Origin of the sequence: Mesorhizobium sp. KACC 23794 (assembly GCF_052180275.1) — a bacterium.
In the GTDB taxonomy this organism is placed as follows: Bacteria; Pseudomonadota; Alphaproteobacteria; order Rhizobiales; family Rhizobiaceae; genus Kumtagia.
Window position 1 is genome coordinate 5,762,400 of record NZ_CP197465.1, and the last position, 12,961, is coordinate 5,775,360.

General features: G+C 60.8%; 15 protein-coding genes. 10 read left to right on the forward strand and 5 right to left on the reverse strand.

The annotated features are described in order from the left end of the window. The first annotated feature begins 12 nt into the window (after nt 1–12). The 7 genes from ACSBOB_RS28090 to ACSBOB_RS28120 all read left to right on the forward strand — a co-directional run bounded on the left by ACSBOB_RS28090 (nt 13) and on the right by ACSBOB_RS28120 (nt 5,837). Entirely contained in the window at nt 13–1,545 is a 1,533-nt protein-coding gene (locus ACSBOB_RS28090) for an FAD-dependent oxidoreductase (RefSeq protein WP_442583858.1), read from the forward strand. 135 nt (nt 1,546–1,680) lie between these two features. Continuing rightward, a complete protein-coding gene (locus ACSBOB_RS28095; protein ID WP_442579318.1) occupies nt 1,681–1,977 on the forward strand; it encodes a PRC-barrel domain-containing protein in 297 nt (98 codons plus the stop codon). A gap of 46 nt (nt 1,978–2,023) precedes the next feature. Next, nucleotides 2,024–2,407, forward strand: a complete 384-nt coding sequence (locus ACSBOB_RS28100) for a GFA family protein (RefSeq protein WP_442583859.1) — start codon at nt 2,024–2,026, stop codon at nt 2,405–2,407. 169 nt (nt 2,408–2,576) lie between these two features. Next, complete coding sequence (locus ACSBOB_RS28105; RefSeq protein ID WP_442579319.1) at nt 2,577–3,200, forward strand: cupin domain-containing protein; 624 nt, start codon at nt 2,577–2,579, stop codon at nt 3,198–3,200. Further along, nucleotides 3,197–4,201 carry an ATP-dependent DNA ligase gene (locus ACSBOB_RS28110; RefSeq protein WP_442579320.1) on the forward strand — a complete coding sequence of 335 codons (1,005 nt, stop codon included), beginning with the start codon at nt 3,197–3,199 and terminating at the stop codon, nt 4,199–4,201. The genes ACSBOB_RS28105 and ACSBOB_RS28110 overlap by 4 nt, the downstream gene beginning before the upstream one ends. Nucleotides 4,202–4,257: 56 nt before the next feature. After that, entirely contained in the window at nt 4,258–5,205 is a 948-nt protein-coding gene (locus ACSBOB_RS28115; protein WP_442579321.1) for a DUF72 domain-containing protein, read from the forward strand. Then, nucleotides 5,202–5,837 carry a hypothetical protein gene (locus tag ACSBOB_RS28120; protein WP_442579322.1) on the forward strand — a complete coding sequence of 212 codons (636 nt, stop codon included), beginning with the start codon at nt 5,202–5,204 and terminating at the stop codon, nt 5,835–5,837. The genes ACSBOB_RS28115 and ACSBOB_RS28120 overlap by 4 nt, the downstream gene beginning before the upstream one ends. A 115-nt stretch (nt 5,838–5,952) precedes the next feature. Here the strand turns inward: ACSBOB_RS28120 and htpG are convergent, their stop codons facing one another. From htpG to ACSBOB_RS28145, 5 genes are all read right to left on the reverse strand, one after another. Then, nucleotides 5,953–7,845, reverse strand: a complete 1,893-nt coding sequence (gene htpG, locus ACSBOB_RS28125) for a molecular chaperone HtpG (RefSeq protein ID WP_442579323.1) — start codon at nt 7,843–7,845, stop codon at nt 5,953–5,955. A gap of 107 nt (nt 7,846–7,952) precedes the next feature. Continuing rightward, a complete protein-coding gene (locus tag ACSBOB_RS28130) occupies nt 7,953–8,258 on the reverse strand; it encodes a DUF982 domain-containing protein (protein ID WP_442579324.1) in 306 nt (101 codons plus the stop codon). Nucleotides 8,259–8,724: 466 nt separating this feature from the next. After that, on the reverse strand, nt 8,725–8,952 hold the full coding sequence (locus ACSBOB_RS28135; protein WP_442579325.1) for a hypothetical protein: 228 nt from the start codon (nt 8,950–8,952) through the stop codon (nt 8,725–8,727). 68 nt (nt 8,953–9,020) lie between these two features. After that, nucleotides 9,021–10,652 carry a chaperonin GroEL gene (gene groL, locus ACSBOB_RS28140; RefSeq protein WP_442579326.1) on the reverse strand — a complete coding sequence of 544 codons (1,632 nt, stop codon included), beginning with the start codon at nt 10,650–10,652 and terminating at the stop codon, nt 9,021–9,023. A gap of 59 nt (nt 10,653–10,711) precedes the next feature. Next, nucleotides 10,712–11,026 (reverse strand): co-chaperone GroES, encoded by a 315-nt coding sequence (locus ACSBOB_RS28145; RefSeq protein WP_442579327.1) that lies wholly within the window; start codon nt 11,024–11,026, stop codon nt 10,712–10,714. Nucleotides 11,027–11,360: 334 nt separating this feature from the next. Here ACSBOB_RS28145 and ACSBOB_RS28150 point away from each other — a divergent pair, with 334 nt between their 5' ends. From ACSBOB_RS28150 to ACSBOB_RS28160, 3 genes are all read left to right on the forward strand, one after another. Next, complete coding sequence (locus tag ACSBOB_RS28150; protein ID WP_292772849.1) at nt 11,361–11,705, forward strand: hypothetical protein; 345 nt, start codon at nt 11,361–11,363, stop codon at nt 11,703–11,705. A gap of 21 nt (nt 11,706–11,726) precedes the next feature. Next, entirely contained in the window at nt 11,727–12,005 is a 279-nt protein-coding gene (locus ACSBOB_RS28155) for an usg protein (RefSeq protein WP_442579328.1), read from the forward strand. Between the two features lie 402 nt (nt 12,006–12,407). Continuing rightward, nucleotides 12,408–12,857, forward strand: coding sequence for an Hsp20 family protein (locus tag ACSBOB_RS28160; RefSeq protein WP_442579329.1), 450 nt, complete (start codon nt 12,408–12,410; stop codon nt 12,855–12,857). Nucleotides 12,858–12,961: the final 104 nt, after the last annotated feature.

The window sequence follows — 12,961 nt, forward strand, 5'->3', positions numbered from 1 at the left end:
CGGAGGCCCCTTATGAACGCGCGTGGTGCACAGACCCGATCGCTCTGGATGAAAGTGGAGGTCTATCCTGACGCGCCGAAATTTTCGGGCAAGACGAGCTGCGATACCGTCATCATCGGATCCGGTATCGCCGGGCTGTCGGTCGCCTACGAACTCGCCAGCATCGGACAGAAGGTGATCGTCATCGACCGCGGGCCGATTGCCGGCGGCATGACTTCGCGAACGACAGCACACCTGGCGCCGATCTGCGACGACGGCTTGAGCACGCTGATCAATCTTCGAGGCGTAGAGACCGCGCGGCTCTTCCAGAAAAGCCAGGAGGCGGCCGTCGCGCGCATCGAGGAGAACGTCGCTCAGCTTGGCATTGACTGCAATTTCCGCCGTCTCGACGCCTTCCTGTTCCCGGCGATGGGCGTCGAGCCAAAGGAAGCCCGCGATCAGCGCCAGAAGGAATTCGATGCGGCACGAAAGGTCGGGGCTGCCGCCGAGCTCGTGACCGGTGTGCCGCTCAATGGTTTTGAGAAGGCGCCTGTCCTGCGTTATCCGAACCAGGCCACCTTCCATCCATTGCGATATCTCCGTGGCCTAGCGTCAGCGATCCGCGACAAAGGCGGCCGCATCTTCGCCAATAGCCCCGTGATCTCCGTCGAGGAATTGCCTGAGGGCGGCGTGCGCGTCTCCACCGAGAACGGCGGTGTGATCCAAGCGGGATCGGCGGTCGTGGCGACGAATTCGCCGATCAACGATCGTTTCCAGCTCCATAGCAAGATGTCGCCTTATCGCACCTATGCAATGGCCTTCACCCTGCCGCGCGGCACCCTGCCCGACGCGCTGTTCTGGGACACCGGCGATCCCTATCACTATGTTCGGATGAATCCTGGTCCGGGATCGGTCGACTATCTGATCGCTGGTGGGGCCGATCACAAATCCGGCGAGGCCGACGAGGGCGACATCCGTTTCGAGGCGATTGAAGCCTGGATACGCGCGCTCGTGCCAAACTTGGGCAAGGCGGTCACGCGCTGGTCGGGACAGGTTCTGGATACGATCGATTACTGTGCCTTCATCGGTCTCAATCCCGGCAGCAAGTCCGTCTATGTCGTCACCGGCGACTCCGGCCAGGGCATGACGCATGGCGTGCTGTCCGGCCTCCTCCTGAAAGATCTGATTTCGGGCAAAGAGAACCCATGGACGGCGGTGTATGAGCCGGCGCGCAAGACGCCCTCGGGCGTGGTCAACTACGTCCGAGAAAATCTGTCCGCGGTCAGGAATCTCGCGGGATATGTGCTGCCCGGCGAGTTGAAGTCCGTGGAGGAGCTGCAACCCGGGCAAGGCGGGATTCTGCGCGATGGCCTGCGCAGGATCGCCGCTTGTCGCGATCTCGATGGAAAACTCCATCAGCATTCGGCGACCTGCACGCATTCTGGATGCGAGGTGGCCTGGAATTCTACAGAGCAGTGCTGGGACTGCTCCTGTCACGGCTCGCATTTCGCCCCGGACGGCACGGTCTTGAATGGCCCGGCAGTCTCTCCTTTGATGGCGGCTTGATCGGCAAAGGCACGGAACGGGCCGAACACCCTCCCTAATATTGGCAGGCGACCTCGTCGATCTCCGCACCTTCCAGAGTGGGAACGGTTCGCCAGCCTGTGAATTTATCTCCGAACTCAAAAGGAGAGCCCTGCCATGGATCACAGCAATCATGTTCGTCTGAGCGAAGCGGAATTGAATCCAGCCAACCTTGAAGGGGCCACGATCTACGGGCCGGACGACGAGAACCTCGGCTCCGTGTCTCACGTTCACGGCGCCGGCGGAACGGCGCAGGTCGTCATCGATGTCGGCGGCTTTCTCGGAATCGGCGCCAAACCGGTCGCTGTGCCTGCCAGCGAACTCGATTTCATGCGCGACGAGGACGGCGACATTCACGCCGTAACGTCCTGGACAAAAGACCAGCTGAAGGAGATGCCGGAGCACAGAGATTGAAACCGGGTTTCGTCTTTCACACCTCTCTCGGACCGAGGTGCTTATGATGTTTGGAGAGGTCAAACGGACCGGTGGGTGTCTATGTGGGGCAGTACGCTACACTCTGAACGGTGAGCCGCTTCGTTCCGGCATCTGCCATTGCCTGGATTGCCGCAAAGCCAGCGGCAGCCATTTTACCCCTTTCGGGGTGTGGCCAGCTTCAGCGTTTGAATGTTCCGGCGAGATGAAGGTCTTTGCCGAGCGCAGTTTTTGCTCCGCCTGCGGTGCCCGTATCGCGTGGCTTCGCGATGACGAGGCAGAGATCATGCTTGGATCTCTCGACGACGCGCCGACCGCAATCATCCCGGATTACGAGCTTTGGGTCGGCCGGCGTGAGGTCTGGATGCATCCGCTTCCGTGGGCCGAGCAGTTCGAGCAGGATCGAAATTGACCCAATAACATGATCGAGCAGACTTCAGAATTGTATTGTAGCCCATAGACCCGGAACTCGCTCAATCGTTCCCGTAACTTGACCGTGCGCGGCGGTGCGGCCCTTCATCACGGAACTGCTGTGCAGAGGCCGCGTTTGCATCGGCGATGCGAGGCCTGGGAAAGTAGACATGCCTATTCTCGAAAATGGAAAGAAACTCGTCGAGAAGGTGACCGGCTGGCAGAGGCCGTCGCAGAACGATCTGGAACGCCTCCGCCGCCCGCGCAAAGCCCATACATTTTATTTCAAGGACGACGGCTTTGTGCCCAATCACCCCTACTGGCCGCTGATCGTCTATCGAAGCGCCGCCGCTTTGCCGCCAGAGTCTGATCCTGCCGCCATCTTCGAAGATCTCTTCCGGCGGAATGATTGGAAGAGTTCCTGGCGGAACGGGATTTACGACTACGTTCACTACCACTCGCGCATCCATGAAGTGCTCGGCATCGCGCGTGGATCGGCCAGGGTACAATTCGGCGGCAAGCGCGGTCGTACACTGACGATAAAGGAGGGGGACGTTGCTGTGCTGCCTGCCGGTACCGGGCATCAGTGTCTTGGCGCAAGCGAGGATTTTCTGGTCGTCGGCGCCTATCCGCCAGATGGGAGCTACGACGAATGCACCAGCAGCGAGGATCATGCGCGCGCGGTTCAGGACATTCCAAGGGTCAGGAAGCCGCGAAAGGACCCAGTCTATGGCGGTAGGGGACCATTACTCGAACTGTGGGCGGTCTCGCGCCGTGCGCGGACCATGCGATGAGTGCTGCCGCCAAGTTTCTTCTGCCAGTCGACACGGCGCCCGTGGAGGCGAAACTCGCGACCACCATCCCTGATGAGGCGGGCCTCTGGCAATATGAGCCGAAATGGGATGGCTTTCGTTGCCTAGCCTTCAAAGCCGAAGATGCGGTGGACATTCGCGCCAAGTCCGGAAAGCCGCTAGCGCGGTATTTTCCCGAGCTTGTCGCGCACTTGCGTAGCATGTCTGTGCCGCAATTCGTCGTCGACGGCGAAATCCTGATCGAGCAATTCGGCGAATATTCCTTCGACGCTTTGCAGATGCGTCTGCATCCTGCTGAAAGCCGCATTCGCAAGCTGTCGGCGGAAACGCCTGCTAAGCTGATGCTGTTCGACATGCTGGCCAACACCGACGGAGAAATTCTGCTCGACCAGCCGCTCGCCGCACGACGTGCCGTCCTGGAGGCGTTTGTCAAATCATCGGACGCCGCAGGTCTCGAACTCTCTCCCGCCACGGTGGATGCCAAGCAGGCAATGAAATGGCTGAAGAGCGCGGGCAGCAGGACGGATGGCATTGTGGCGAAGCGGCTGGACGACCCCTACCGGCCCGGCGAGCGTGCCATGGTGAAGATCAAGCCGATGCGAACCGCCGACTGCGTGGTCGGGGGATTCCGCTATCTTGCTGACAGGCCCGAGGTTGGGTCATTGCTGCTTGGCCTCTATGACTCGCAGGGCAGGCTCGACCATGTCGGTTTCACCTCCACGATCTCCAACGCCGCCCGTCCGGAATTGACGCGCCGTTTGGAAGGACTTCGAGAATCTCCCGGTTTCACCGGCAATGCACCCGGAGGACCGAGCCGCTGGAGCACGGAACGAAGTGCTGCCTGGGAACCGCTTCGACCTGAACTGGTCGTTGAAGTGCGCTTTGACCATGTGACGAACAACCGGTTCCGTCACGGCACAAAATTGCTGCGATGGCGACCGGATAAGGCTCCTCGCCAATGCACGTTTGATCAACTGAGGTAGAGGTTCTGACACGGAGCCATATGGCCGCCTCCGCCGTTGAGGGTTGGAGGTCTGCCATGAACGAAACTGCCGTCATAACGCGCAAAATCGGACCCGAGGAACGCCGGGAAAGGCGCAGACTGCGACGAGAGAAGCAGCGCGCGGCTAACATCGGACGCGCTGAAAAGATGCACCTGGCCCGGCTGGCGGCGACGGCTCCGGAAGGCCGGTCTACCGCTTTGGCGGCATCGGCCTTTGTCGGCTGTTCCGGCTGGTTCTATTGGAAATGGCGTGGACCGTTTTACCCAGAAGCGCTTCCAACAAGCGAATGGTTCGGCCACTACGCCGCGCGCTTCGACACCGTTGAAATCAACGCCTCCTTCTATTCGTGGCCGACCGTCGCGAATGTGAAAAGCTGGCTGCGCCAGTGTGGAGCGCAAACTTTCCTATACACGGTTAAGGTTTGTGAGCTGATCACGCATATCCAGAAGTTCGAAGACATCCAGGTTCTGGTCAAAGACTTTGGGTTGATCGCCGACATTCTCGGTGAGCGGATGGGCTGCTTCCTCTTCCAACTGCCGCCCAGCTATCACTTCACCGAGGCCCGGCTAGGCGCCATTCTGAGTCAGCTTGACCATAGTCGACGCAACGTGGTGGAGTTTCGTCATGCCAGTTGGTGGAACGACACCGTTTATACCGCCTTCCGCGGGACGGGCACGGTATTCTGCTCTTGCAGCGGGCCTCGACTTCCGGACGCGCTGGTCCGCACCGCCGATGATGTCTACGTGCGGCTGCACGGTCCGAAGCGCTGGTACCGCCATGACTATTCCGACAGCGAACTGACTGAGTGGGCCGACAAGATTCGCACCAGCGGCGCGCGGAGAGCCTGGGTCTATTTCAACAACGACTACGAGGGGTTTGCCCCAAGGAATGCGCTGACGATGCGCGGCTTGTTGGAGGAAGTAGGGTTCAACCGACCCGAAGCCGAAACGGGCAACCCAAAATCGCTGGGTAGTTCCCGATGAGCATGCCAACTGCGACTTCTCATCTCCTATCTGCCAACTGGCCGCTGCCGGCGTCGGCCACGTTGGGCTCCTCGGTTAGAACCAGGCGCATCGAGCGCGAGATTCGAGCCCGGTTACCTTTGGCAGCGCGAAAATGCGTTTTCTTTGAAGCCGGGAACGTGGCGATGCAAATGGAGGAGCATGAGCGCGATCAGTTCGAGGCGGCCTCGGCGAAAATCGATCAGGTGCTTGAGCGGGTCGAAGCGCTGCCCGTCCTTCCCCGCGAGGCGGAGGACATCCTTTCCATTTCTTCTCGGGAGCGACAGAAATGGCTGAAAGATGGCCGGCTCAAGAGTATCGGGACGCGGACAGTCAAGATGCGAGGTCGGGCCAGGAAGGTTACCTTCCACATCTTCGATCCTCGCGAAATCGAAGACGTGCTTGATCGCGACCTCCCGACCCTATGGCGAGAGGAGGACGCGCTGGAGGTCGCAGGGAACAGACGGCGGGGCGCGGGCAAGGCGGCGCGGACGCGGTCAAGCGGGGCCCCGCAAGTCGTTCCTGTGGGGACGAAGAGGGCGCACAATGAAACAGGGAACAGTCTGAACGGATGGGACGCGTTCGATAAGGATGGGTTGTTGCGCGATCCTTAGCGGCCCGTCTTCAATGGCTATTGTATGAAACAGGGAGGAATAGCGACGCGCCGCGCGCTCTCGTGTTAGCGCGCAGCGATCCATCACAACTTGCTGCTTAGCCAACCTGCCTCGATCAACTTCTATGCATCCCTCGGACAACGAGACGAGAAAGTCGTTCCGAGAATGCTTTGGCATCCGCCGGCTTGTCGCCGTCGAGGACGCGGGCCTCGTCGTAGAGAAGATGTGCAATGTCCTCCTTGAAGGCCCGTTCATCCTTTCCAAGCTTTGCAAGTGCTGCGATGCGCTCATGCCGTGGATTGATTTCCAGAACAGGTTTCGCAGCCTTGTCGAGACGGCCTGCCGCATTGAGCAGTCGCTCGAACTGCCGATCGGGGCCATGCTCCGGCGCGACCAGGCAGACCGCGCTTTCCGTCAGCCGGTCGGAGGGCTTCACGTCGGATACAGCGTCACCGAGCACTGTCTTGACGAAGGCCAGAAACGTGGCGATTTCCGATGACGTTTCGGTGTCGGACTTTGCCATGCCGTCGAGCAAAGGGATGTCCGAAAGGTCAGCCGCGCCCTGCGTTACCGATTTGAACGGCTTTCCCTCAAACTCCGGCGCGATCGTCACCCAGAAGCTGTCGACCGGATCCATCAACAGCAGGACTTCAATGCCGCGTGCCTTGAAACCTTCAAGCTGGGGCGAAGCTTCCAGCCGGGCGCGATCTTCGCCGGTCATGAAAAAGATCGCCTTCTGACCCTCCTTCATCGCCGCCACGTAATCGGCGAGGCTGCGCAGTTCCTCGCCGAAGCCGGTCGACCAGAAGCGCGCCAGCTTGAGTAACTGTTCGCGCCGCTCGTAGTCCTCGTAGAGTCCTTCCTTCAGGACGACCCCAAAATTCTCCCAGATCTTCGCGTAGGCTGCGGCATCGTTTTCGGCCAGCTTGGCGAGGTCGGCGAGGATACGGTTGGTCACACCCTTCCGGATCGCGGCCAGCAATGGGCTTTCCTGGATCATCTCGCGCGAGACGTTGAGGGGCAGGTCGGCCGAGTCGACCAGCCCGCGGACGAAGCGCAAATAACGCGGCAGGAGGTCGGCATCGTCGGTGATGAAAACGCGCCGCACGTAAAGCTTCACACGCCCCTTGCGGTCCTGATCGAAGAGATCGAACGGACGTGAGCCGGGAACGAAAGCCAGAACGCTGTATTCCTGCCGGCCTTCAGCGCGGAAATGGATCGTCGCGGCCGGTTCGTCATACTGGCCGGCGACGCTGCGGTAGAAATCCGTGTATTCCTCCGGCTTGATCTCGCTCTTCGGTTTTACCCACAGAGCGGTGCCGTCCGCGATGTCACGCGCCTCCGAGCCGGGCTTCTCGATGAGAGATATGGGTACCGGCACGTGACCGGACTGCGACTTCACCAGCCGTTCGAGCTGATAGCTTTCGGTATAGGAGGCGGCGTCCTCCATGAGATGGAGCACGACACGGGTGCCGCGCTTGGGCGCTTCACCAGGTGCAACCGAACCGATCTCATAGGAACCCTTACCATCGGAGGACCAGAGCCAGGCTTCCCCGCTGCCCGCCTGACGGCTGATTACATCGACCCTGTCGGCCACCATGAAGGCCGAGTAAAAGCCGACGCCGAACTGGCCGATCAGTTGCGCGTCTTCGTTTGCTTTGCCGGCTTCGAGGCGCTCCACGAATGCACGCGTGCCTGATCGGGCGATAGTGCCCAGCGCTTCCGCCATTTCGTCGCGCCTCATGCCGATGCCGTTGTCCTCAACGACAAGCTGCTTTTTATCGGGATCGGCGGCGATCGTAATGCGCGGCTTCGGATCGTCGCCGAGCAGTTCGGGACGGCCGATCGCCTCGTAGCGCAGCTTTTCGCAGGCGTCGGCGGCATTGGAGATTAACTCCCGCAGGAAGACGTCCCGGTCGGAATAGACAGAATGCACCATCATGTGGAGCAGCCGCGAGACATCCGCCTCGAATGTTCTGGTTTCCGTCTCCTTGGTATCTGTCGTCATCTCGAATTTCCTACGCAATCGATCTACAACCGGCCAGCAATGGCAAAAAGCGCTTGATTTGCAAATAGGCCACCGACTTGCCCACGCCGGTGGCCTAACCCTGTCGTTTAAGTCCTGGTATTTGCGCTGGAAGACGATGCTGTCGATACTGCGGGCATCAGCGCGTCCATGTCCGGAACGAGTATGTCGTGGCGACGGGCAAAGGCGGCGAACGTTGATCGCACCGTCTCGGCATCTATCTCGCCGCCAATACCGGCCTTGCAGGCATTGAGAGCAATGGCATGAGCGCTGTTGCGGTTCGCAGCAGGCCAGTCCTGAAGCAGGGCGTATGCTTCCATCACAGTCTCGATCCTTGCGGGCAAGCCCATGCCGACCAGGACCGTGACGGGTTCCTCAAAGCGGTTGTGTTGCATGGTTCGAAACTCCCTTCCGATGTCCTGGCGGCGCGTGAAGTGCGGTAGTCGCGTGAGTGGCACGGCGTGGATAGGCGGACTGCACGATGATGCCGTCCTGCCCCGGATGCGTGATTTTCCGGGTGGCGATATCGACATCTGCCACCTTGATCGGTCCGTTGACCGGAGTGGATTTCGGGCTGCTTAAGCAGGGCGGTGGCAGAGGCCTGTGGGCCTTGACCAGTGCCTCGAGCCAGGCTGCTATTGCAATCGGCGCGACGGCCCGTCCGTCAAGCCAGGTAGTCACCTCGCTTTCGGGACAGCCGATTTGTTCGGCGAGGTCTGCCGCGCTCCATCTCAGAGTCTTCAGACATTCACGCAATCGTCCTGGAATCATGTCGAACCTCCCTGCGGTTCGGTGGAGCTCGCGCGGGCTTCCACCATCCTCAAGACCGGCAAGACCTCGCCCGGAAGCGAGGCCTGCGCTTCACGATCCGCTGCTCACGGATGTCGCCGATGCCGACACGTGCTGCGCGGCGAGGAACATCAGTGTCGAAGCAGCCGTCCGGCGGCTCCAACCGGCGGATTCGGCCATGTCGAGCAGTTCGTCCAGCAGCGGCTTCAGCGCGCTCCTGCACTCCGTTTCGTGGGCCAGATACTCTTTGGCCGGATGTGTCGGAGACGGAACGCTTCCAATACCTGTCATCATATTCATGGCATCCTCCGAAGTCGGTCTGACAGACGCCCGCCCCCGATCAGGGAGCGGGCAGCTTCATCGAGATCTCAGAAGTCCATTCCGCCACCGCCCGGCATTGCAGGAACCGGCGCTTCCTTCTTCGGCTTCTCGGCCACCATCGCCTCGGTGGTGACGAGCAGACCGGCGACCGATGCCGCGTCCTGGAGGGCGGTGCGCACGACCTTGGCCGGGTCGATGACACCCTGGCTGTACAGATCGCCGAACTCATTGGTCTGGGCGTTCCAGCCCCAGCCGAACTCGCTCTTCTCGCGCAGCTTGCCGACAATGATCGAGCCCTCGGCGCCGGCATTCTCGGCGATCTGGCGAACCGGGGTTTCGATGGCGCGGCGCACGATCTCGACGCCGGTCTTCTGGTCGGGATTATCGACCTGCACCGCATCAAGAGCCTTGGCGGCCCTCAGCAGTGCGACGCCGCCACCCGGCAGAACCCCTTCCTCGACCGCAGCGCGCGTTGCATGCAGCGCGTCATCGACGCGATCCTTGCGCTCCTTGACCTCTACCTCGGTCGAGCCGCCGACACGGATGACGGCAACGCCACCGGCCAGCTTCGCCAATCGCTCCTGCAGTTTCTCGCGATCATAATCGGAGGTCGTCTCCTCGATCTGCGCCTTGATCTGGGCGACGCGGCCCTGGATCTCCTCCTTGCGGCCGACACCGTCAACGATGGTGGTGTTTTCCTTCTCGATCACCACCTTCTTGGCGCGGCCGAGCATCTGCAGCGTCACGTTTTCCAGCTTGATGCCGAGATCTTCCGAGATCGCCGTGCCGCCGGTGAGGATCGCGATGTCCTCCAGCATGGCCTTGCGACGGTCACCGAAACCCGGCGCCTTGACGGCTGCCACCTTGAGTCCGCCACGGAGCCTGTTGACGACCAGCGTCGCCAGCGCCTCGCCCTCGACATCCTCGGCGATGATCAGCAGCGGCTTGCCCGACTGAACCACCGCTTCCAGCACCGGCAGCATCGCCTGCAGGTTGGACAGCTTCTTCTCGTGGATCAGCACATAGGGCTCTTCGAGCTCGACGCGCATCTTGTCCTGGTTGGTGATGAAGTACGGGCTGAGATAGCCGCGGTCGAACTGCATGCCCTCGACCACCTCAAGTTCGGTCTCGGCGGTCTTGGCTTCCTCGACGGTGATGACACCTTCGTTGCCGACCTTTTCCATCGCCTCGGCAAGGAAGCGGCCGATCTCGGCATCGCCATTGGCCGAGATGGTGCCGACCTGAGCGATCTCGTCGTTCTTGGTCACCTTGCGGGCATTGCTCTTCAGTTCCGCGACGACAGCATCCACCGCCTTGTCGATGCCGCGCTTCAGGTCCATCGGGTTCATGCCGGAGGCCACCGCCTTGGCGCCTTCCTTGACGATAGCCTGGGCCAGCACGGTCGCGGTGGTGGTGCCGTCGCCGGCAAGATCATTGGTCTTCGACGCCACTTCGCGCACCATCTGCGCGCCCATGTTCTCGAACTTGTCCTCGAGCTCGATTTCCTTGGCGACCGTCACACCATCCTTGGTGATGCGTGGCGCGCCGAACGACTTGTCGATGACGACATTGCGGCCCTTCGGACCGAGCGTCACCTTCACCGCATTGGCGAGGATATCGACGCCGCGCAGCAGCTTTTCCCGGGCTTCGGTATGAAACTTTACTTCCTTTGCAGCCATTGGATCACTCCTTCAAAGTTAGGCAGCTTTCATTGACTGGTTGACGTTCGAAGAAGCCGTCAGGCGGCCTTCTTCAGCGTGGCGGTCTGCTCGATCACGCCCATCACGTCGCTTTCCTTCATGATGATGAGGTCCTCGCGGTCGAGCTTGACCTCGGTGCCGGACCATTTGCCGAACAGGATGCGGTCGCCCGCCTTGACGTCGAGCGGCTGAAGCTGGCCGGCCTCGTTGCGGGCGCCTGGGCCGACGGCGACGACCTCGCCTTCCTGCGGCTTTTCCTTGGCGGTGTCGGGGATGATGATGCCGCCGGCCGTCTTTTCGTCGGCTTCGATGCGGCGGACCAGGATACGGTCATGCAATGGACGGAACGTCATGTCGTTCTCCTCATGGACAAACAGATTTTGAGGTTCCTCCGCACCCGGCCGGCAATATCGGTTCGATGCGGGGTGCGCCGACGCCTCTCGGGCATCGCGCGAATATCGAGCTAGTTTTGGAATTTTCCGGTTTCAAGAGGTCGGCACAAAAATTTTAGCACTCGCAACTTTTCAGGTGCCAACAGACTGTTATCACGCAGCTATTTCGTTCGAGCTGTAATTTTCCTGCTTGAAATTTCGCGGCGATCCAACAAAATTATCCGAGCCCAGTGCCGCCCCTGTGCAGCCGGAAACTGAACGCAATTGAGGAGTTTTTTGCAGACGGAGGACATCGATGAACCGACAGAAATTCTCGCCGATCATTCCCTCGCTCGCCCCCGAAACGTCCGACCTTTCGCTTGACCGCCTGCTGTCGCCGGCCAGGCACTTCAAGCACCCCGACGACGTGCTCAGCGACGCCACGCTCGAACTTCAGGAAAAGCGCGCAATCCTGTCGTCCTGGGCTTCGGATGCCTGCGCCGTGGAATCGATGCCGGCGCTGCGGCAGCCGCCGGGTGCTGAGCAGCCAATCTCCTTCGATCAGATCATGGATGCGCTGCGGCAGCTCGACAGCGATGCATCGGCGCGCCAATCCGCATCGTGCGAGTTCTCTCACAGCTTCGACAGGCTGGATGCCTGAGGTTCGCAAAAGGAGAATCATATGGTGACGAGGGTCAGCAGGGAGTTCCGCCTGCAGATGGAAGGCTACGGCCTCACGACAGCCGAGATCCACTATCATCTTCCGGATCACCCGAGCCTGTTGCAGCTCTATGTCTGGCAGGACTACGACCTCGCGCCCGAGTTTCCCGAGTTGAAGAGTTTCCTCAGCTATTGGGAACGTGAACTGGAGGGGGCACTACATTCGGTGCGCGTCGCGCACAATCGTCTGATCAAGCCGTCCGAGTGGAAGGCGATCGACGGGCTCATAGCGATACACTGAAAGGCGCTATTGACGCTCGTCCGGATCTGGCAGTTCGACCAGCGCAGCAACGATTCCCGGTACCGGCCGGCGTTCACCCATCAATTCTCGTATTCGTGCCAAGCCGAGGCCTTTCACAGTTCCTGAAGGAAGCCCGGTCGCAAATATCTCCGCGATTGCGGTCTCGTTGACAGGCCCGAGAACGGGTCGTCCGCCCAAAGCATCGCAGTGGCCACGCTGCCTCCGAGCGATGTTTCGCCCTGACAGTTTCCCGTTCGCTTTCAGCATCTCTTCGAGGTCTTGACGCAACAAAAAACAGTTCCCAAATCCAATTTGCCGGTCGCCAGACGGGGCCGGTACAGTCAGGGAGCGCCGGCTTCTTGGCGCTCCTCATGTCTATGTTGCTCATTGGAGGATATAGCTATGAGAACCGCATTCGACTTCTCCCCGCTCTACCGGTCGAGCATCGGCTTTGACCGGGTCTTCAACCTGCTCGAAAACGCGAGCCGGCTTCAGGCCGTCGATAACTGGCCGCCCTACGACATCGCTCGCACCGGTGAGAACTCCTATCGCATCACCATCGCGGTGGCGGGCTTTGCCGAGGGCGATCTCGACATCACGCTGGAGCCGAACCTTCTGGTCGTCACCGGCGAGCGGAACGAAGAGGAAGGCGCCGAGTACCTGCACCGTGGGCTTGCGGCGCTGCGTTTCGCCCGCCGCTTCGAACTTGCCGATCACGTCAAGGTCGGCGGGGCTTCGCTGGCAAACGGCCTTTTGATCATCGACCTGGTGCGTGAGGTGCCTGAGGAGATGAAGCCCCGGCGCATCGCCATAGCAGCCGGCGATGCCACGGCGAAGGTCGCGCAGATCTAGGCGAAGAAGCAGGCCGCGTAGGGCGCAGCTCACCAGAGACATGATGATCCCCCCGGCGCCGGCAGCATTGCCGGCGTCCAGGACCGTTCTGCTCTATGCAAGCA